The sequence below is a fragment of the Shimia fortis genome (genome assembly GCF_040225985.1).
Lineage (GTDB): Bacteria > Pseudomonadota > Alphaproteobacteria > Rhodobacterales > Rhodobacteraceae > Shimia.
The window spans coordinates 53,443-71,738 of record NZ_JBBPEU010000006.1 but is presented as its reverse complement, the minus strand read 5'-3'; the positions used below and the strand labels follow the sequence as shown (position 1 = coordinate 71,738).

Here is an 18,296-nt window from a genome sequence, read left to right as displayed (position 1 = left end):
GCTGGTTCCCCGGTGGATTTGCCTTACCTTACTGCACAGAAACATAGACCGCCGCGCGCCCCTGTCGAGGCTGCAGGCCCCAAACCGACAAAGGTGTCCCCCCATGTTGCGCTCTCTCTCTGCCCTGCTGCGCCCCCTTGCGGACCGGACAGCTTCCCGCGCAACGATCCGCCCCGCCCCGGACATGGCCACATTTGCCGCGCGGCTGGAGGTGCTGGACAAGGATCCCTTCCTGATGGTCGCAGATGACACACTGCGGCTGATCTCGGTTTTTGATGACCTGAAATACGACCGCGCCGATCTCGACATGATGTCGGGTCCGATGCGGCGCCATGTGGTGGGCAAGCTTGCCCCGCTGGGGTTCCGGCAGGTCTCGGGGTCGGTGATCGAAAACCGCACCGAGGATATCCGCATGCTGTTTCCGAAATATCGCGCGCTGGGGGCTTCGCCCTTTGACGCGGCGCGCGACACTCCACGCCGGGCGCAGGACTATTATATTCTGACCCCGACACAGGTGGCCTGTCAGATCATAGACCATTACCCGATTGAAGACGCGGTCGCGCGGATCAAGGCGCTGATCGTGAAACACCCGATCAACCTTTACCGGATCTGGGATTTTCTGGAGAAGACCGACCGGCACAACGGGTTCCTGCCCGCCATCGGCCACCTGAAATACGTCCAGCGCGAGGCCATCGAGAAAGAACCCCTCAAAACCCGCCGCGCCTTGCGGTGAGACAGGGCCGCTATCTGGGCGGGCTGCCGGCAGCCTGCTGTGCGCCACGTTTGAGCCCTAGCCGGCCATGATCGTCAGGCCCTGATGCAAGGCCTTGGTGCACGCCACGCGGCCCGACACACTCGGCAACTTTCGAAGCAGGCACCGCTAGACCCGTCCGACACTGCGTAAGTTCCTCGATGAAGGGCGCACACCGAAGTATATTTCGTCGTTTTTCGCGTTTTTTGCATACGCTGTGTTTGGACACCGGCGATAAATGGGGATAGGACATTCGGAGACGTCCTAATCAGGTGATACCTTCAATGAAAATGCGCGATACGTTCCTCAAGCCAATGCATCCCGAAGGGCGAAAGTTTGTCGCCATTTTCGCAGCTGTGACGGCTGTTCTGTTCCTGGTTTCCTCTGTCTTGGGTTGGATCGGGGTCGGGTTGACGGTCTGGTGCTATTACTTCTTCCGCGATCCGGTCCGTGCGACGCCTGTGCGCGACGGCCTGATTGTCAGTCCCGCAGACGGCGTGGTGTCCCTGATCGAAAAAGCCGTGCCGCCGGCAGAACTTGGCATGCCGGACGAGGCGCTGACCCGGGTCAGCGTATTCATGAGCGTGTTCAACTGCCATGTGAACCGCGCGCCTGTTGCAGGCCGGATTGCCGCCATCGCCTATCGGCCGGGCAAGTTCTTCAACGCCTCTCTCGACAAGGCAAGCTCTGACAACGAACGCAACAGCCTGTGCATCGAAATGGCGGATGGACGGAAAATCGCGGTCGTGCAGATTGCCGGGCTGGTGGCGCGGCGGATTGTCTGTTTCTCCGCCACCGGCGACACCGTGAAAACCGGTGAACGGTTCGGCCTGATCCGCTTTGGGTCACGGCTGGACGTCTACTTGCCGGATGATGTGCATCCGATGGTCAGCGTGGGACAAACCATGATTTCCGGCGAAACCGTTCTGGCCGACCTGACCTCGGACGAGCCGCCCCGGTCCGCGCGGGCGGACTGACCATGTCCAAGCCGCCCCCCACCAAGAAACGCAGTGTGCCGGTTTTCCTGTTGTTGCCAAACCTGATGACCGTCATGGCCATCTGTGCTGGTCTGACGGCGATCCGTTTTGCCTATGAAGGAAATTACGAAACCTCGGTGCGTTTGATCCTGGTGGCCTGCATCCTGGATGGTCTGGATGGGCGGCTCGCGCGCCTGATGAAAGCGGAATCCCCGATCGGTGCCGAACTCGACTCACTGGCGGATTTCGTGAATTTCGGCGTTGCGCCCGTGTTGATCCTCTACAGCTGGACGCTGCACGATTTTGGGGGCGCGGGCTGGATCGCGGTTCTCACCTACGCGATCTGCTGTGTTCTGCGGCTGGCCCGTTTCAACGTCAGCAACCGGTTGGGTGCAGAAGGGCATTCATCCGACTACTTTGTCGGCATCCCATCACCCGCCGGGGCGGTGCTCGTATTGCTGCCCATGGTGGTCAGCTTTGCCCTGTCCGGGGCTCCTGTGACATCCCCGGTGGTTACCGCCATCTATGTCTGCATCATCGGGTTGCTGATGATCAGCCGCATCCCCACCTATTCGTTCAAGAATGTCGTGGTGGACCAGCGGAATACGAAATTCGTCCTTCTGGGCACGGTGCTGTTGGTGGCTGCTTTGCTGACATATCTCTGGACCACCCTTGCCCTGCTCAGCGTCGCCTATATCGGGCTCGTGCTATGGGGGCTCAAAACCGAGTATCTGTCAAAGAAACCGCGGACATGACCCGCGACCGACGACAGCACCCCGCGCCGATCTCATGAGCCAAGCGCCTTAGCCAGCCCAACCCACCTTGCACCTCTGCGCCTCAACCCCTAGTAAGAAAGCAAGCAAATAAGGGAGAGCACGTATGCGTCGTGTCGTCGTCACCGGACTGGGCATTGTCTCGTCCATCGGCAACAATGCCGAAGAGGTCACCGCCTCGCTCAAGGCCGGGAAATCCGGCATCGAAGCCAGCCCCGAAATGGTTGAACACGGGTTCCGCAGCCAGATTGCGGGCACGCTCAAGATCGACCCGAAGGAACATATAGACAAGCGCGCGCTGCGCTTCATGGGCGATGGGGCGGCTTATGCCCACATCGCCATGCAACAGGCGATTGCCGACTCCGGCCTGACCGAAGACCAGATCGTCAACACCCGCACCGGTCTTGTGGCTGGTTCCGGCGGCCCCTCGACCAGCGCCATGCTGACCGCGCACCAGACCGTGCTGAAATCCGGCGCGACCAAGCGGATCGGCCCGTTTGCCGTGCCGAAATGCATGTCGTCCACGATCTCGGCCAACCTTGCGACCGCGTTCAAGATCAAGGGCATCAACTATTCGATCACCTCGGCCTGCTCAACCTCGCTGCATTGCATCGGCAATGCGGCCGAACAGATCATGATGGGCAAGCAGGACGTGATGTTTGCCGGCGGCGGCGAGGAACTGGACTGGACCCTGTCCTGCCTGTTCGACGCAATGGGTGCGATGTCGTCCAAGTATAACGACGCCCCCGAAACCGCCTCGCGCGCCTTTGACGAAAGCCGCGACGGCTTTGTCATCTCGGGTGGCGGCGGCATTGTCGTGCTGGAAGACCTTGACCACGCGCTGGCGCGCGGCGCCAAGATCTATGCAGAGGTCACGGGCTTTGCGGCCACCTCGGACGGCCACGATATGGTGGCCCCCTCGGGCGAAGGCGGCGAACGCGCCATGCGCCTTGCGCTGCAAACCCTGCCCGAAGGCCGCAAGGTCGATTATATCAACGCCCATGGCACCTCGACCCCGGTCGGCGACGTGGGCGAGGTCGAGGCCGTGCGCCGCGTTTTTGACGGGCTGCAACAGCCGCCGATCTCTTCGACCAAGTCGATGACCGGCCACGCCCAGGGCGCGGCGGGCGCGCTCGAGGCGATTTTCTGCCTGCTTATGCTGGACAATGACTTCATCACGCCCTCGATCAATGTCGAGACACTTGACCCCGCAATCAAGGATGGCGAAATCGCGACCAAACTGGTGGAAAACGCGGGTCTGGACAGCGTCATGACCAACAGCTTCGGCTTTGGTGGCACCAACGGATCCATGATCCTGTCGAAATACAAGGGGTAAGCCGGATGTCTGACCAGATGAAAGGCAAACGCGGCCTGATCATGGGCGTCGCCAATGAACGCTCGATCGCCTGGGGCATTGCCAAGGCAATGGCCGAAGCCGGGGCCGAACTGGCCTTTACCTACCAGGGCGAAGGCTTTGGCAAGCGCCTTGCCCCCCTTGCCGCCAGCGTCGGCAGCGACTTCATGGTGGATGTCGACGTGACGGACGATGTTTCGCTGGATGCCGCCTTTGCCCAGTTGCAAGACCGCTGGGGCACGATTGATTTCCTCGTGCACGCAATCGCCTATTCCGACAAGAACGAACTTGGCGGGCGCTTCATGGACACCAGCCGCGCAAACTTCAAGAACTCGCTGGATATCTCGTGCTACTCGCTGATCGAAGTGGCGCGCCGGGCGCATCCGATGATGAAGGAAAATGGCGGCACGATCCTGACCCTGACCTACCAGGGCTCGAACCGTGTGACCCCCTTCTACAATGTCATGGGTGTGGCAAAGGCCGCGCTCGAGGCCGCGACCCGCTATCTTGCCAATGATCTTGGCCCCGATGGTATCCGCGTCAACGCGATCTCGCCCGGGCCGATGAAAACGCTGGCCGGGGCCGCGATCAGCGGCGCGCGCAAGACCTTCCGCCAGACCGAGCAGAACGCTCCGATGCGCGCCAATGCCACGCTCGAGGCCGTGGGCGGCACCGCCGTCTACCTTGCCTCGGATGCAGGTGCCTGCACCACCGGCGAGATCATCCGCGTCGATGGCGGCTATCACGTGCTGGGCATGCCACAGCCGGAAAACCTGTGATCCGGGCCTGACAAACACCGCGCCCCTGCCCGCCAAAGGCGGGGGCGCGTCACTCTTCCTGGCGCAGGCGGTTACGCGATTGGACCACCCCCGCCTCGAACCCCTCACCATCCCCGAACTCCATGAAACCCGCATAGCGCGCATGTGCGCCATTGATGCGGGCGGCGTGCTTGATCGGGCACCAATAGGCCTCGGTCCGGCTGGCGATCTCGCGCACATAGGACACGACCCCGTTGCAATAGCCGCAATAGACACAGTTCAGCTTTTGCAGGGCGTTGAGATAGGCAAGGTGATGGCGGTCGATGCGGACATGATCACGCCGCCGTACCTTGGGGATGCCATAAACCGGAAAACAGATCGCGTGATAGACCGTCACGAAAAGATCAAGGATCAAGAAGGGGATGATCAGCGCATATATCACCGGCGCGGTCAGCACCACCAAGGGCCGCGTGGCCCGCAGGAACGCCCAGAACCGCACGCGCAACGCCCGGTGGCGTTTGCGCGCCTCGGCCTCGAACACCACCCGCCCATTGTCGAGCCGATAGCGAAACGCCGCGCGACGCTTGCCGATTTCGTCTTCAAGCTGGTCCTGCAACTTTGCCATCCGGTCCAGAATATCCTGCATCGGGTTGTCCATGACACTCTCCTGCGCTGTGGGCCTGCCCCGAGCCTAACCCCCGCCGCGCCCAGCGCGCAACGTCGGGCCAAGGCCCGGCTTCATCTTGCGCAAAATACTCCGGGGTGAATTGGCCCCGTCAGGGGCAAAGAGGGGCAGCGCCCCTTATGCGGTCATCTCTGCCACCAGCCCCGCCATGATATCGGAGGCGGGGACCGCACGCGCCTGCATCGCCCCTGTCCCGGCCCATTGCGCGCCGTAGCCGACCTCCCCCGCCGCGTGGGACGCCGCAGCCAGCGCCTTGGCTGCATCGTAAGCCACCGGATAGGACGGTACGGGCACGCGCGCGGTTTCGGACCAGCGCACGAAGCGGTTCTGCAAACAACGCGCCGGTCGCCCCGACAGCGCCGGCGTCAGCACCGACGGGTTCACCGCAGGATCGACCAGCGCAGCGCGATAGGCCGCATCCGCCGCGCTTTCGTCACAGGCGACAAAGGCCGTGCCCAGTTGCGCCGCGACCGCGCCCAGATCGAGCATCCGCCGGATGTCACCGCCCGACATGATCCCCCCGGCTGCGATCACGGGGCAAGGTACCTGCCCAACCAACAGATGCACAAGATCGGCGGTCGACAGAGCCGCATCCGGGGCGCCCGGGTCAAACACACCGCGATGCCCGCCGGCCTCGATCCCCTGTGCCACGATCGCGTCAATCCCCGCCGCCGCGATGGCGCGGGCCTCGTCCAACGAAGTGGCAGAGGCCAGCAACACACAGCCCGCGTCCCTGAGCGCCACGATCTTCTCGGGCGCTGGCAGGCCAAAGTGGAAGCTGACAACGGCGGGCCTCTCCTCCAGCAACATCTCCAGCATGGCGTCGTTGGTCTGGAAGCTCTCGTAAATCTCGTGCAGGGCCTCTGGGGGCGCGGCCCCGAAACGGGCAAACTCGGGCGCCATGGCCGCCAGCCACGCGGCCTCACGCGCCGGATCGCGTGACGCGGGCAGATGGCAGAACAGGTTGACGTTGAAAGAGTGATCGGTCAGGCGTCGGGTTTCAGCAATCATCGCCCGCGCGGCAGCGACAGTGCTGGCACCGAGCCCCAGCGACCCAAGCCCTCCGGCATCGGACACTGCTGCCGCCATGTCAGGCGTCGAAACCCCGGCCATGGGGGCCTGTATCACCGGATGCTTCACCCCGAGTTGCTGAAAAAGCCAATGTGTCATGTGATCTGCCTCCGTGTCTGACAAGCTGCGCCAGTACGCGGCAAAAGAAAAGCCCGCAAAACTGCGGGCTCTTCGGAACTCAGCGGTGGTAAATGGTGCGGATCAGCCGACCGAGACCAGCTCCAGCGCAAAGGTCAGGTCCTTGCCGGCCAGCGCGTGGTTGGCGTCCAGCGTCACGGCCTCTTCGGTGATCTCGATCACGGTCACAGGCACGACCTGTCCGGTGGGCGCCTGCATCTGCAGTTGCAGACCCACCTCAAGCGGGATTTCCGCCGGGATCTGTTCACGCGGAACGTCCTGAATGGCTTCGGGATGCGAGGGGCCATAGGCCTGGTCCGAGGGGATCTCGATCGTCTTTTTCTCGCCAACCGACATGCCGGTCACGCCTGCGTCGAAACCGGGGATCACCTGACCCGAGCCAAGTGTGAACTCAAGCGGATCGCGCCCTTCCGAGCTGTCGAAGACCGAGCCATCGCTCAGCGTACCGGTATAGTGGATGCGGACCTTATCGCCCGATTTCGCAACAGTCATAACATGTCCAATTCTGGTTTGTGTGCGGGCATTGGCCCTTGGATCAAGTGCCGCACCCTAGGGGGTCGGGGCCGGAAAGGCAAACAGGCTTTGACAGCACCGCTCAAGCTGACAGTATGGCGCCCGAGAGAGGGAACAAACATGACCATCACAACCTGCATTTTCGATGCCTATGGCACCTTGTTCGACGTGGCCGCCGCCGCGCGCGAGGCTGCCGCCGAACCGGGCCGCGAAAGCTTTGCCGCGCATTGGCCCAAGGTGGCCGAGCACTGGCGGCTGAAACAGCTGCAATACACCTGGCTGCGCGCCATCACCGGTGCGCATGACGATTTCTGGCGCGTGACGCAGGACGGGCTGGATTGGGCGCTCGAGGCCAACGGGCTGGACGGGGATGCCGATCTGCGAGACCGGCTGTTGCAACTCTACTGGGAACTCAGTTGCTATCCCGAGGTGCCCGCGATGCTGGCTGCGCTCAAGGCGCGAGGACTGAACACGGCGATCCTGTCGAACGGGTCGCCCGACATGCTGCGCGGCGCGGTCGACAGCGCCGGGATCGGTGACGTGCTGGACGACGTCCTGAGCGTCGAGGATGTGGGCATCTTCAAACCCGCCAGTGCGGTCTATGACCTTGTTGGCCAGCGGTTTGGTTGCACGAAGGCCGAAGTGCTGTTCGTGTCCTCGAACGGGTGGGATGCCGCAGGCGCGGCGGGCTATGGTTTTCACACCGTTTGGGTAAACCGCGCGGGCGACCCCGTCGACCGCCTGCCCTGGACCCCGCACAACATCCTTTCCGACCTTACGACCATTCCCGACCTGACAGGAGCCTGACTTGCCCCGTTTTGCCAGTTCTGACGGCCTTTCCCTTTACTACACCGACGAGGGCGATGGCCTGCCCGTGATCTGCCTGTCGGGCCTGACCCGCAATGGCAGCGATTTTGACTATGCCATGCCCGCCCTGCAGGGCTGCCGCGTGATCCGGCCCGATTATCGCGGGCGCGGCCAGTCGGATTGGGCCGAGGATTTCATGACTTATTCCGTCCCGCGCGAGGCGCAGGATGTGCTGGAACTGATGGATCATCTGGGACTTGAGGCAGCCGCCTTTCTGGGCACCTCGCGCGGCGGGTTGATCGCACTGACCCTGGGCGCGATGGCGCGCGACCGGATGCTGGGGGTGTGTTTTGTCGATATCGGTCCGGTGATCGAAACCGCCGGGCTTGAGGTGGTGGTCACTTTTGTCGGGCTGAACCCTGTCTGGAAAACGCTGGACGAGGCGCAGCATATCATCGGCACGCGCATGGCGGGCTTTGCCAATGTGCCCGACAGCCGCTGGCGCGAAGAGGTGGAACATCACTTCATCGAGGTCGAGGGCGGGCTGACCATCAATTATGACCCGAAACTGCGCGACGCGGTCCTGGCGACGTTCGACCCCAAGGCCGAGGCGCCGGACCTTTGGCCATTCTACGACGGGCTGGCGGGGATGCCGCTGGCCGCCATTCGCGGCGCGAACTCTGACCTGATGAGTGCCGACACGCTGGACGAGATGGCGCAACGGCAACCGCTGATCGCGGCCACAGTGCCGGATCGCGGCCATGTGCCGTTTCTGGATGAACCCGAGTCGGTCGCGGCCCTGCGCCAATGGATTGCAGACATGGAGCGCAGGACATGAATATCGAGATGATCCGCGCCGCCGCCACGCGGCTTGAGGGCCATGCCCGCAAGACGCCTTTGCTGTCTTCGCCCTTTCTGGACGAGATCGCGGGCCGGCGGCTGTTCGTTAAACCCGAATGCCTGCAACATACCGGTTCGTTCAAGTTTCGCGGTGGCTGGTCGGCTGTGTCGGCCCTTGACGCGGCAACCCGCGCACGCGGCGTGATCGCCTTTTCCAGCGGCAACCATGCGCAGGGCGTGGCCATGGCCGCGGCAGCCCATAGCGCACCTGCCGTAATCGTCATGCCCGCCGATGCCCCGAAGATGAAGATCGACAACACCCGTGCCTTGGGGGCCGAGGTGGTTCTGTACGATCGCGCAGGCGGTGAGAGCCGCGAGGCCGTGGGCGACAAAATCGCGGGAGAGAGGGGGCTGACACTGATCAAACCCTATGACGAACCGCAGGTCATCGCGGGGCAAGGCACAACCGGTCTTGAGATCGCGCAACAGGCGGGTGACGCGGGTGTGGCACAGGCCGATGTGCTGGTTTGTTGCGGTGGCGGCGGGCTAACGTCAGGGATCGCGCTGGCGCTTGAGGCCGACGCGCCGGGGCTGCGCGCCCGCCCGGTCGAACCTGAAGGGTTCGACGATGTGGCCCGGTCGCTGGCCAGTGGGCGGATCGAGCAGAACGCGGAGCTGTCGGGCAGCATTTGTGACGCGATCATCACCCCCGCCCCCGGCGAAATCACCTTTCCGATCATGCAACGCCTGTGTGGCCCCGGCCTTGTCGTGAGTGAAGAGGACTGCCTGCGTGCCATGGCGCTGGCCTTTGCGCGGCTCAAGATCGTGGTGGAACCGGGCGGCGCGGCGGCGCTGGCGGCGGCCTTGTTCCATGGAGACCGGATCGAAGGCGATGCCGTGATCGCGGTTTGCACCGGCGGCAATGTCGATGCCGAGATGTTCCGCACCGCGTTGACGCGGGAGATTTGAGTATTTTTGGCAAGATGAAGACAGGGGGCGGTGTGCGCCGTCCGGCAAGGGCCTGACCATGCAGGTTGTCGAGGGGGATCTGATTGCGCTGGCGCGGGCCGGACGGTTCGATGTGATCGTGCATGGCTGTAATTGTTTTCATGCCATGGGCGCGGGCGTGGCGCGCGCGATTGCCGAGGCGTTCCCCGAGGCCCTGGCAGCGGATCGCGCCACCGGTTTCGGCGATGCGACCAAGCTGGGCGAGGTTTCCTGTGCCGAGGTCGGGGTCGGCGGGCAACGCCTGACCATCGTCAATGCCTATACCCAGTTCCGGTTCGAGGGCCCCCTGCCCCTTGTGGAGTACGACGCGCTGTCCCGGTGTTTCGACACCGTCGCGGCGCGGTTTGACGGGGCGCGGATCGGATACCCTCTGATCGGCGCAGGGCTGGCGGGCGGCGACTGGGGTCGGATCGCGCCATTGATTGACGCCGCGCTGGTTTCGCAAGACCATAGCCTTGTGCTGCGCCCGGGCAGCGCCACCCCGCAGGAGGCCCCATGACCCGTTTCACGATTGCCACGTTCAACGTCAAGAATCTGATCGGCCCCGACAGGGAATTCTACGAATTCCAGTCTTACACCCCCGAGGAATACGCGTGGAAAGAGGACTGGATGGCGCAGCAGATGTTCGCCATGGACGCCGACATCGTCGGGTTTCAGGAGATTTTCGAGGAAGAGGCCCTGCGCGCGGTGATCGCCGAAAGCGACCGTATCGGACGCGAAAGCAACGACGCGGTGCTTCCGTCGAAATCCAAGAGCTATCGCAAAAAGGTGATTTTCCGCAAATTGGGCTACCGGCCCTACACCGACGCCGCGCTGGCCTTTGCACCCAATGCCAATGACCTCGGCCAGCCCGGCAAGCGTCGGCCCGGTCTGGCGATCCTGTCGCGGTTCGGCTTTGTCGGAGAGCCCGAGATCATCCAGGACCTTGCCACGCCGGTCCACATTCCGTTTCGCGAACTGACCGGCGAAGATGCGGGCCATTACACCCTGACGCGCCTGTCGCGCCCCATCCTGAAGGCGCGCATTCCGGTGGGGGCGCATGTGGTGCATGTTTATAACTGTCACCTCAAATCCAAGCTGGGCGAATACCTCACCCCTGGGGGGGCTGCCTATGCGCCAGAGGCGGACCTGACCCGCTATGACGCGGTGGGCCGCGCCATGGGGGCCCTGCGCGCAGCCGTCCGGCGCATGGCCGAGGCCTGGGTCCTGCGCCGCGCGATCGTGCGCGATTTGCAGGCGGGGCATCCGGTGATGGTGTTGGGCGATTTCAACGATGGCGAACACGCGGTCAGTTCCGAGATTGTTGCGGGCGAGATCCCGTTCCGCAATTATACGTGGATGCTGCGCCATGATGCGCGCGACTATAACGACCGCTATTCCGCCGAAGACAGCGTCGCGATTTCCGAGGCCGTTCAGGACCACCAGCTGACCAGCGCCGAGAGCCTGTTCGTGCGCAAATCGCTGCGTGACATGGTCTATACGGCGGCCTTCAACGGCGTCTACGAGAGCCTTGACCAGATCTTCCTGTCGCGCCATTTCCACCCCGATAATGATAACCGGATCGGCGAGATGGAATATTTCAGCGTGTTCAACGATCACCTGACCGATGGCAGCCACGCCGAAGCGCCCTATAACAAGCTGGCCAGCGATCACGGACAGATCATGGCCCACATGAAGATCGGAGATTGAGGCCCATGGAAATGGCGGAGCTTGGCGATGTGCGCCTGCATTACCGGATGGACGGCGACCCGGACGGCGCGCCGGTGCTGTTTATCAACTCGCTGGGCACCGATCTGCGGCTTTGGGACAAGGTGGTCACCCGCCTGCCAGCCGGGCTGTGCCTGATCCGCTATGACAAACGCGGGCACGGGCTGTCCTCTTGTCCCGAGGCGCCTTATTCCATGGGCGCGCTGGTGCGTGACGCCGAACGTCTGCTGGAGCACCTGAAGGTCAAAGACGCGATAGTCGTGGGTCTGTCGATTGGCGGAATGATTGCGCAGGGGCTGGCGGTGAAGCGGCTGGATCTGGTGCGCGCGATGGTTCTGTCGAACACAGCGGCCAAGATCGGACAACCCGCCATGTGGCTGGATCGGATCGCCGCCGTGAAACAGGGCGGGATCGAGGCGCTGGCCGACGCCACGATGGAGCGCTGGTTCAGCCGCGATTTCCGAGCCACCCCAGAGGTCGATCTGTGGCGCAACATGATGGTGCGCCAGCCTGCAACCGGATACGCAGGATGCTGCGCGGCCATCGCGGGCACCGATTTCTATACCCCGACCAGCGGCTTGCGTCTGCCCACACTGGGCATTGCGGGGTCCGAGGACGGATCGACACCACCCGATCTTGTGCGCGAAACGGTGGACCTGATCCCGGGATCACAATTCGCGTTGATCCGGCGGGCGGGGCATCTGCCTTGTGTGGAAAAACCCGATGAGTTTACCGCGTTGCTGACGGGCTTCCTACGCGCGACCGGACATATGGAGCAAAAGGATGGCTGATGTTCTTCTGGTGCATGGATCTTGCCACGGCGCGTGGTGCTGGCGCGATCTGGTCCCCGCATTGCAGGCGCGCGGCCATGCGCCCCGTACGATGAACATGCCCAGCCACGGCGGCGACCCCACCCCGATCGCGGATGTGACGCTGGAAAGCTGCACCCGATCCGTGGTCGATGCCTTGGGCGAGGATACGGTGGTCGTGGCCCATAGCTGGGGCGGGTTTCCGGCCACGCTGGCCGCAGATATCGCGCCGCGCCGGATCCGCCGCCTGATCTATGTTTGCGCCTATGTCCCGCGCGAGGGCCTTTCCCTCGTTGACATGCGCAAACTGGCCCCGCGCCAGCCGATCCTCAAGGCGCTGAACCGCGCCGCCGACGGCAAGAGCTATACCACCCACCCCGAGCACACGCGCGAGGTGTTCTATCAGGATTGTCCCGACGACACGCTGGGTTATGCCTTGGCCCATCTGACGCCACAGGCCACCCTGCCCCAGACCACGCCGGCCCATCTGACCCGTGCACACACGATGGTGCCGCGCAGCTATATCCGCTGTCTTTACGACAACGCCATCCCGACCGAGTTCCAGGCCGAAATGGCAGATGACTTTCCGGTCAAGGACGTCTACCAGATGGCCACCGGCCATTCGCCCTTTTTCGCCGATCCCGAAGGGCTGGCCGAACTGATTGACCTGATCTTGAAGGACTGACCATGGCCGCCTCTGTTTTCGACAGCCCCCTTTTCGCACGGCTTTTTCCCACCGGTGAGGCGGGGCGCCTGTTCACCGACACGGCCGAGGTGCGTGCCATGTTGCTGGTCGAGGGGATGCTGGCCAAGGTGCAGGGCGAAATGGGCGTGATCCCCGAAGATAGCGCGTTTTTCATCCAGCGCGCCGCGATGGAAGTGCAGATCGATCCGGCCGGTCTTGCCGACGAGACCGGCGAGAACGGGGTGAGCGTGCCAGGGCTGGTCGCGGCCTTCCGCAAGGCGATGGAAGCCCCCGACCATGCGCAATACGTGCATTGGGGCGCGACATCGCAGGATATCACCGATACGGGCCTGATGCTGCGGCTGCGCTCGCTCTTGACGCTGGTCGAGAAAGATTTGCAAAAATGTCTGAATGCGCTGGCTGATTTGGCCGAAGCGCATGCAGAAACGCCAATGGCAGCCCGTACATGGGGTCAGGTGGCGACGCTGACCAGTTTTGGCGCGCAGGCCGCCGAATGGGGCAACCCGCTGCTGGCGCTGCACGAAGACCTGCCCGCCCTGCGCGAGGCCTGCCTTGTCCTGTCCATGTCGGGGGCCTCGGGCACCTCGGCGGCTTATGGCGCGCACGCCCCCGAGATGCGAGCGGCGCTGGCCAAGGCGCTGAACCTGCGCGATCCGGGCCGCAGCTGGCACACCGACCGCACGCCTGTGTTGCGGCTGGCCGACTGGCTGGTGCGGGTGAACGTGGCGCTTGGCAAAATCGGCGAAGACCTGATTGCGATGGCGATGTCGGGAATATCCGAGGTTGATCTTGGCTCGGGCGGGGCCTCGTCGACCATGCCGCAGAAACAGAACCCTGTCGCGGCCTCGACCCTTGCCGCGCTGGCCCGCCAAGGCGGTGGCCTGAACGGCACCTTGCAAGCCGCAGGGATGCAAAAGCACCAGCGCGACGCAGCCGCATGGTTCACCGAATGGCTGTGCCTGCCGCAGATCTGTCTGGGGGCGGCCTCGGCGGCAGGCATCGCCGCGGACCTTCTGGCCGGAATTACCCCGCGCCCCGAGGCGATGGCCCGCACAGCCGAGGACCCGCAGCAACTGATCTATGCCGAGGCGCTGTCTTTTGCCCTGACCGAACAATTGCCACGCCCCGAAGCACAGGCCGCGACCAAGGCGCTGTGCAAAGAGGTCAACGCAACCGGCGCGTCCCTGTCGTCGCTGGTGGCGCGCGATTATCCTGACCTTGACCGCGCTCGCGTCTTTGATCCGGTGCAGCAGATGGGCCTTGCCCCCGACGCCGCGCGTGCCTTTGCCAAGCGGGTGCGCGCCACCGGCTAGGCCCGTTTCCCGGCCCTGCCCCAGACCAGAGGTTCCATGCGATCTAAACTGCCGGTTTTGTTCATCTTTGTGACCGTGGTGCTGGATGCGATGGGCATCGGGCTGATCATGCCGGTGATGCCCGACCTGATCCGCGAGGTCACGGGCGAGGCGCTGGGCGATGCGGCGGTCTGGGGTGGTGTGCTGGCGGCGGCCTTCGCGCTGATGCAGTTTCTGTTCGGGCCGGTGATCGGCAACCTGTCGGACCGGTTCGGGCGGCGGCCCGTGCTGCTGGTGTCGCTGGCCGTCATGGCGCTGGACTATGTGGTGATGGCACTGGCTGGGTCGATCTGGCTGTTGTTTCTGGGCCGCGTTGTCGGCGGCATCACGGCAGCCACGCACGCGACCGCCTCGGCCTATATGGCCGACATTTCCCACCCGGATGAAAAGGCGCGGAACTTCGGCCTGATCGGGGCCGCCTTTGGCGTGGGTTTCGTGCTGGGGCCCGCGCTGGGTGGGGTGCTGGCCGAGTTCGGCACGCGCGCGCCGTTCTGGGGGGCGGCCGCGCTGGCGGCGCTGAACTTCGTGCTGGGCTATATCGTGTTCAGGGAAACCGTGACCGACGCCATCCGCCGCCCGTTCGACTGGCGCCGCGCCAACCCGCTGGGCGCGTTGTTGTCGGTGACAAAACTGCCGGGGCTGGCGGCGCTGTTGCTGGTCTATTTCATCTACCAGGTGGCGACAGCGGTCTATCCCGCGATCTGGTCCTATTTCACGGCGGAAAGGTTCGACTGGTCGCCCGGCATGATCGGCGTGTCACTGGCGGCGTTCGGCCTTGGCTTTGCAATTGTGCAGGGCGCGCTGGTGGCGCCGTCGATCCGGCGCTTCGGACATCGCGGCACGGTGGCGCTGGGGCTGGGAATCGAGGTCGCCACGCTGAGCCTGCTTGGGGTGATCACATCGGGGGCGGTGGTGCTGGCGCTGGTGCCCCTTGCCGCCCTTGGCGCGCTGGGGATGCCTGCGCTGCAAGGGATCATGTCACGGCGGGTGGATGACAACGCGCAGGGCGAATTGCAAGGCGTGCTGACCAGCCTGACCTCGCTTGCCACCGTTCTGTCGCCATTGGTAATGACCCAGACCTTCGCCCATTTCAGCCGCCCCGACGCCCCGCTCTATCTGCCAGGGGCGCCGTTCCTTCTGTCGGCGGGGCTACTGATCCTTGGCCTGATGGTGTTTTTCCGGTCGAAACGGCGCGTCGCCTGACGAAACTGCCCCAACGTCTTTTGCCGGATGGCCCGTCCGCGACAGGAATGACGCAATTCGGTCTTGCGCGGTGACCCCGGTCTTTGCCACGCTGATGGCAAGACGAAGAGGGAGCGTTCCATGTCAACTATCAAAGCCGCGGTCTGTCATGAATTCGGGGCACCGCTTGTGATCGAAGAGGTGCAGCTGCGCGCGCCCGAAATGGGCGAGGTCGAGGTCACGCTGGATGCTGTGGCGATCTGCCATTCCGACATTTCCTTTGCCGATGGTGCGTGGGGTGGGTCGCTGCCAGCAGTTTATGGTCACGAGGCCGCGGGCCGCGTGACCAGCGTGGGCCCCGGCGTCACAGGCATTGCCGAAGGTGATCCGGTGGTTGTCACACTGATCCGGGCCTGCGGATCATGTGCGTCCTGTTCCGAGGGCAAGCCGGTGATCTGTTCAACACCCTATGACGGCGACAAGGGGCCTCTGAGCACGGCAGATGGCGGCAAGCTGCATCAGGCGATGGCCTGCGGGGCCTTCGCCGAAAAGGTGGTGGTGGACCAGAGCCAGGTGGTCAAGATCGCCGAGAGCGTCGCGATGGAAGCGGCCTGTCTGATTGCCTGCGGTGTCATCACCGGTGTCGGCGCGGTAGTGAACGCCGCACAAATCCGGGCGGGACAGGACGTGGTCGTGATCGGGGCCGGTGGTGTGGGCCTGAACGCCATCCAAGGCGCGCGCATTGCCGGGGCGCGCCGGATCGTCGCCGTGGACATGAGCGAGGAAAAACTTGAGATCGCCAAGCAGTTCGGCGCGACCGACGGGGTTCTGGCCACCGACAGGAAACCCTTTGTCAAGGCGATGCGCGCCATGGGGCGCGGTGCCGATGCGGTGATCGTGACCGTCGGCGCCATTCCCGCCTATGACGAGGCGCCGCGCTATCTGGCGCCGGGGGGCAAGGTCATCATGGTCGGGATGCCACATTCGGGAGCCAAGGCCACCTATGAGCCGGTGATCCTTGCGGCCATCGGACAGGGGATGCAGGGGTCCAAGATGGGCGATGTGGTGATCAAGCGCGACATCCCGTGGATGGTGGACATGTACCAGCAGGGCCGCCTCAAACTGGACGAGTTGATCTCGGGGCGATGGAGCCTTGACCAGATCAACGAGGCGATTGCCGACACCAAGACTGGCGCGGCGAAACGCAATGTGATTGTGTTCAACCGAGACTGACGCAAGACGGAGCGGTGCCGTGCTGAAATTCCTGACTGACCTGTTCAAACCGGAAGAGCCCAAGGCCCCGCCCATTACCTCGGAAACCTCGATGGGATTCGAGGCGGTCGAGGTTGCACCTTTCCTGACGCGGCTGGCCAACAACCCGCGCTTTGGCCTGCCTGCGGGCTTTGCCGGGCTGATCGCCGACGCTCTGCCCGAAATCGCCGTGGACGAAACCCGCCGCTGGAAGATCGACGGCGGGTTCGACGGGGCGTTGAACGCGTTTGAAATCGAGGTGTTCATGGATGCCAAGGACGCGCCCATGATCACCTTTTACGGCACGGCAGCGGCCATCGCGGAAATCGACCGCGAATTGATTGCCTTTGACGAGGCGATGGAGGGATAACCCCATGAAACTGCAAGATCTTGACGTGATTGTCACCGCGCCGCCCGCGCCCGGCTGGGGCGGGCGGTACTGGATACTTGTCAAGGTCACGACCGACACCGGGATCACCGGCTGGGGCGAATGCTATGCCTCGTCCATCGGACCCGAAGCGATGACCCACGTGATCCGCGACGTGTTCGAGCGGCACATGCAGGGTGAAAACCCCGAGAATATCGAAAAGATGTTCCGCCGCGCCTACTCCAGCGGCTTTACCCAGCGCCCTGACCTGACTGTCATAGGGGCGTTTTCGGGGCTGGAGATCGCCTGCTGGGATATCCTTGGCAAAGAACGGGAGCGGCCTGTCTGGGCGCTGATCGGCGGCAAGATGAATGACAGGCTGCGCGCCTATACTTATCTTTATCCCCTGCCCCATCACGACATGGCGGCGTTCTGGACCGCGCCGGAGATGGCCGCCGAAACCGCCGCCGAGATGGTGCGGCAGGGCTATACGGCGGTGAAATTCGACCCCGCCGGCCCCTATACGATGCGCGGCGGGCATATGCCCGCGATGTCGGACATCTCCATGTCGGTGTCCTTTTGCAAGGCCATCCGCGAGGCCGTGGGCGACCGCGCCGACCTGCTGTTCGGCACCCATGGCCAGTTCAACACGGCGGGCGCGATCCGGCTGGGGCAGGCGCTGGAACCCTATTCGCCGCTGTGGTTCGAAGAACCGACCCCGCCCGACAATATCGAAGACATGGCTCGCGTCGCGCGCAACGTGCGCATCCCCGTCGCGACGGGTGAACGCATGACCACCAAGGCCGAGTTCGGCGCGGTGCTGCGCGCGGGCGCGGCGGAAATCCTGCAACCGGCGCTGGGGCGGGCGGGCGGTATCTGGGAGATGAAAAAGGTCGCGGCAATGGCCGAGGTGTTCAACGCCCAGATGGCCCCGCACCTTTACGCAGGGCCGGTGGAGTGGGCCGCCAATATCCATCTGGCCACCGCCATTCCGAACCTGTTGATGATCGAAACCATCGAAACCCCGTTTCACGATCAGCTGATCAAGGGCGGCATACGTGTGCACGGCGGCTATGTCGTCCCGCCCGAGGCGCCGGGTCTGGGCATTGAGGTGGACGAGGCGCTGGCCCGTGCGCATCCCTACTCTGGCCGCGACCTGCACCTGCAAATGCAGGACGCCCCCTGCGATTACACTCATGGCAACAATTTTCAGGGCGGCGCGCCGGCGACGGAGTGACCCGCCGCCA

At 63.9% G+C, this 18,296-nt stretch carries 20 protein-coding genes; 17 read left to right on the top strand and 3 right to left on the bottom strand.

Translation table 11 applies throughout. The annotated features are described in order from the left end of the window. Nucleotides 1-103 precede the first annotated feature (103 nt). The 5 genes from WNE31_RS10910 (at nucleotide 104) to WNE31_RS10890 (ending at nucleotide 4,634) form a co-directional block, all read left to right on the top strand. Nucleotides 104-733 carry a hypothetical protein gene (locus tag WNE31_RS10910; RefSeq protein WP_349979804.1) on the top strand — a complete coding sequence of 210 codons (630 nt, stop codon included), beginning with the start codon at nucleotides 104-106 and terminating at the stop codon, nucleotides 731-733. A gap of 302 nt (nucleotides 734-1,035) precedes the next feature. After that, a complete protein-coding gene (locus tag WNE31_RS10905) occupies nucleotides 1,036-1,728 on the top strand; it encodes a phosphatidylserine decarboxylase (protein ID WP_349979803.1) in 693 nt (230 codons plus the stop codon). A gap of 2 nt (nucleotides 1,729-1,730) precedes the next feature. Next, a complete protein-coding gene (gene pssA / locus WNE31_RS10900; RefSeq protein WP_349979802.1) occupies nucleotides 1,731-2,483 on the top strand; it encodes a CDP-diacylglycerol--serine O-phosphatidyltransferase in 753 nt (250 codons plus the stop codon). Nucleotides 2,484-2,607: 124 nt separating this feature from the next. After that, nucleotides 2,608-3,837 carry a beta-ketoacyl-ACP synthase I gene (gene fabB / locus WNE31_RS10895; RefSeq protein WP_349979801.1) on the top strand — a complete coding sequence of 410 codons (1,230 nt, stop codon included), beginning with the start codon at nucleotides 2,608-2,610 and terminating at the stop codon, nucleotides 3,835-3,837. Nucleotides 3,838-3,842: 5 nt separating this feature from the next. Further along, nucleotides 3,843-4,634, top strand: a complete 792-nt coding sequence (locus WNE31_RS10890) for an enoyl-ACP reductase FabI (RefSeq protein WP_349979800.1) — start codon at nucleotides 3,843-3,845, stop codon at nucleotides 4,632-4,634. Between the two features lie 49 nt (nucleotides 4,635-4,683). Here the strand turns inward: WNE31_RS10890 and WNE31_RS10885 are convergent, their stop codons facing one another. The 3 genes from WNE31_RS10885 to WNE31_RS10875 form a co-directional block, all read right to left on the bottom strand. Next, entirely contained in the window at nucleotides 4,684-5,271 is a 588-nt protein-coding gene (locus WNE31_RS10885) for a hypothetical protein (protein ID WP_349979799.1), read from the bottom strand. Nucleotides 5,272-5,415: 144 nt separating this feature from the next. Beyond that, nucleotides 5,416-6,468: an NAD(P)H-dependent flavin oxidoreductase gene (locus WNE31_RS10880; protein ID WP_349979797.1), complete on the bottom strand. Its 1,053-nt coding sequence runs from the start codon at nucleotides 6,466-6,468 to the stop codon at nucleotides 5,416-5,418. Between the two features lie 102 nt (nucleotides 6,469-6,570). Continuing rightward, nucleotides 6,571-6,999: an FKBP-type peptidyl-prolyl cis-trans isomerase gene (locus tag WNE31_RS10875; RefSeq protein ID WP_349979796.1), complete on the bottom strand. Its 429-nt coding sequence runs from the start codon at nucleotides 6,997-6,999 to the stop codon at nucleotides 6,571-6,573. A gap of 141 nt (nucleotides 7,000-7,140) precedes the next feature. Here WNE31_RS10875 and WNE31_RS10870 point away from each other — a divergent pair, with 141 nt between their 5' ends. The 12 genes from WNE31_RS10870 (at nucleotide 7,141) to WNE31_RS10815 (ending at nucleotide 18,286) form a co-directional block, all read left to right on the top strand. Beyond that, on the top strand, nucleotides 7,141-7,827 hold the full coding sequence (locus WNE31_RS10870) for a haloacid dehalogenase type II (RefSeq protein ID WP_349979795.1): 687 nt from the start codon (nucleotides 7,141-7,143) through the stop codon (nucleotides 7,825-7,827). 1 nt (nucleotide 7,828) lies between these two features. Then, entirely contained in the window at nucleotides 7,829-8,665 is an 837-nt protein-coding gene (locus tag WNE31_RS10865) for an alpha/beta fold hydrolase (RefSeq protein WP_349979794.1), read from the top strand. Further along, nucleotides 8,662-9,636, top strand: a complete 975-nt coding sequence (locus WNE31_RS10860; RefSeq protein WP_349979793.1) for a threonine ammonia-lyase — start codon at nucleotides 8,662-8,664, stop codon at nucleotides 9,634-9,636. Before WNE31_RS10865 ends, WNE31_RS10860 begins: the two co-directional genes overlap by 4 nt. Nucleotides 9,637-9,694: 58 nt before the next feature. Next, nucleotides 9,695-10,174, top strand: a complete 480-nt coding sequence (locus WNE31_RS10855) for a macro domain-containing protein (protein WP_349979792.1) — start codon at nucleotides 9,695-9,697, stop codon at nucleotides 10,172-10,174. Continuing rightward, nucleotides 10,171-11,364, top strand: coding sequence for an endonuclease/exonuclease/phosphatase family protein (locus WNE31_RS10850; protein WP_349979791.1), 1,194 nt, complete (start codon nucleotides 10,171-10,173; stop codon nucleotides 11,362-11,364). The genes WNE31_RS10855 and WNE31_RS10850 overlap by 4 nt, the downstream gene beginning before the upstream one ends. 5 nt (nucleotides 11,365-11,369) lie before the next feature. Next, the gene (pcaD, locus tag WNE31_RS10845) at nucleotides 11,370-12,173 is read left to right on the top strand and encodes a 3-oxoadipate enol-lactonase (protein WP_349979790.1); all 804 of its coding nucleotides are present in this window, start codon (nucleotides 11,370-11,372) and stop codon (nucleotides 12,171-12,173) included. Further along, nucleotides 12,166-12,876, top strand: a complete 711-nt coding sequence (locus WNE31_RS10840) for an alpha/beta fold hydrolase (protein ID WP_349979789.1) — start codon at nucleotides 12,166-12,168, stop codon at nucleotides 12,874-12,876. The genes pcaD and WNE31_RS10840 overlap by 8 nt, the downstream gene beginning before the upstream one ends. Nucleotides 12,877-12,878: 2 nt before the next feature. Beyond that, entirely contained in the window at nucleotides 12,879-14,210 is a 1,332-nt protein-coding gene (locus WNE31_RS10835; RefSeq protein WP_349979788.1) for a class-II fumarase/aspartase family protein, read from the top strand. A 36-nt stretch (nucleotides 14,211-14,246) separates the two neighbouring features. After that, nucleotides 14,247-15,452: a TCR/Tet family MFS transporter gene (locus WNE31_RS10830; protein WP_349979787.1), complete on the top strand. Its 1,206-nt coding sequence runs from the start codon at nucleotides 14,247-14,249 to the stop codon at nucleotides 15,450-15,452. A gap of 120 nt (nucleotides 15,453-15,572) precedes the next feature. Continuing rightward, a complete protein-coding gene (locus WNE31_RS10825; RefSeq protein WP_349979786.1) occupies nucleotides 15,573-16,664 on the top strand; it encodes a Zn-dependent alcohol dehydrogenase in 1,092 nt (363 codons plus the stop codon). 19 nt (nucleotides 16,665-16,683) lie between these two features. Further along, nucleotides 16,684-17,052 (top strand): hypothetical protein, encoded by a 369-nt coding sequence (locus tag WNE31_RS10820; RefSeq protein WP_349979785.1) that lies wholly within the window; start codon nucleotides 16,684-16,686, stop codon nucleotides 17,050-17,052. A gap of 4 nt (nucleotides 17,053-17,056) precedes the next feature. Continuing rightward, nucleotides 17,057-18,286, top strand: coding sequence for a mandelate racemase/muconate lactonizing enzyme family protein (locus WNE31_RS10815; RefSeq protein WP_349979784.1), 1,230 nt, complete (start codon nucleotides 17,057-17,059; stop codon nucleotides 18,284-18,286). The last annotated feature ends 10 nt before the right edge of the window (nucleotides 18,287-18,296 follow it).

What these genes read in the sequence shown, in the direction of transcription:
- WNE31_RS10910 (WP_349979804.1), top strand. Translation starts at nt 104, where the DNA reads ATGTTGCGCTCTCTCTCTGCCCTGCTGCGCCCCCTTGCGGACCGGACA.
- WNE31_RS10905 (WP_349979803.1), top strand. Translation starts at nt 1,036, where the DNA reads ATGAAAATGCGCGATACGTTCCTCAAGCCAATGCATCCCGAAGGGCGA.
- pssA (WP_349979802.1), top strand. Translation starts at nt 1,731, where the DNA reads ATGTCCAAGCCGCCCCCCACCAAGAAACGCAGTGTGCCGGTTTTCCTG.
- fabB (WP_349979801.1), top strand. Translation starts at nt 2,608, where the DNA reads ATGCGTCGTGTCGTCGTCACCGGACTGGGCATTGTCTCGTCCATCGGC.
- WNE31_RS10890 (WP_349979800.1), top strand. Translation starts at nt 3,843, where the DNA reads ATGTCTGACCAGATGAAAGGCAAACGCGGCCTGATCATGGGCGTCGCC.
- WNE31_RS10885 (WP_349979799.1), bottom strand. Translation starts at nt 5,271, where the DNA reads ATGGACAACCCGATGCAGGATATTCTGGACCGGATGGCAAAGTTGCAG.
- WNE31_RS10880 (WP_349979797.1), bottom strand. Translation starts at nt 6,468, where the DNA reads ATGACACATTGGCTTTTTCAGCAACTCGGGGTGAAGCATCCGGTGATA.
- WNE31_RS10875 (WP_349979796.1), bottom strand. Translation starts at nt 6,999, where the DNA reads ATGACTGTTGCGAAATCGGGCGATAAGGTCCGCATCCACTATACCGGT.
- WNE31_RS10870 (WP_349979795.1), top strand. Translation starts at nt 7,141, where the DNA reads ATGACCATCACAACCTGCATTTTCGATGCCTATGGCACCTTGTTCGAC.
- WNE31_RS10860 (WP_349979793.1), top strand. Translation starts at nt 8,662, where the DNA reads ATGAATATCGAGATGATCCGCGCCGCCGCCACGCGGCTTGAGGGCCAT.
- WNE31_RS10855 (WP_349979792.1), top strand. Translation starts at nt 9,695, where the DNA reads ATGCAGGTTGTCGAGGGGGATCTGATTGCGCTGGCGCGGGCCGGACGG.
- WNE31_RS10850 (WP_349979791.1), top strand. Translation starts at nt 10,171, where the DNA reads ATGACCCGTTTCACGATTGCCACGTTCAACGTCAAGAATCTGATCGGC.
- pcaD (WP_349979790.1), top strand. Translation starts at nt 11,370, where the DNA reads ATGGAAATGGCGGAGCTTGGCGATGTGCGCCTGCATTACCGGATGGAC.
- WNE31_RS10840 (WP_349979789.1), top strand. Translation starts at nt 12,166, where the DNA reads ATGGCTGATGTTCTTCTGGTGCATGGATCTTGCCACGGCGCGTGGTGC.
- WNE31_RS10835 (WP_349979788.1), top strand. Translation starts at nt 12,879, where the DNA reads ATGGCCGCCTCTGTTTTCGACAGCCCCCTTTTCGCACGGCTTTTTCCC.
- WNE31_RS10830 (WP_349979787.1), top strand. Translation starts at nt 14,247, where the DNA reads ATGCGATCTAAACTGCCGGTTTTGTTCATCTTTGTGACCGTGGTGCTG.
- WNE31_RS10825 (WP_349979786.1), top strand. Translation starts at nt 15,573, where the DNA reads ATGTCAACTATCAAAGCCGCGGTCTGTCATGAATTCGGGGCACCGCTT.
- WNE31_RS10815 (WP_349979784.1), top strand. Translation starts at nt 17,057, where the DNA reads ATGAAACTGCAAGATCTTGACGTGATTGTCACCGCGCCGCCCGCGCCC.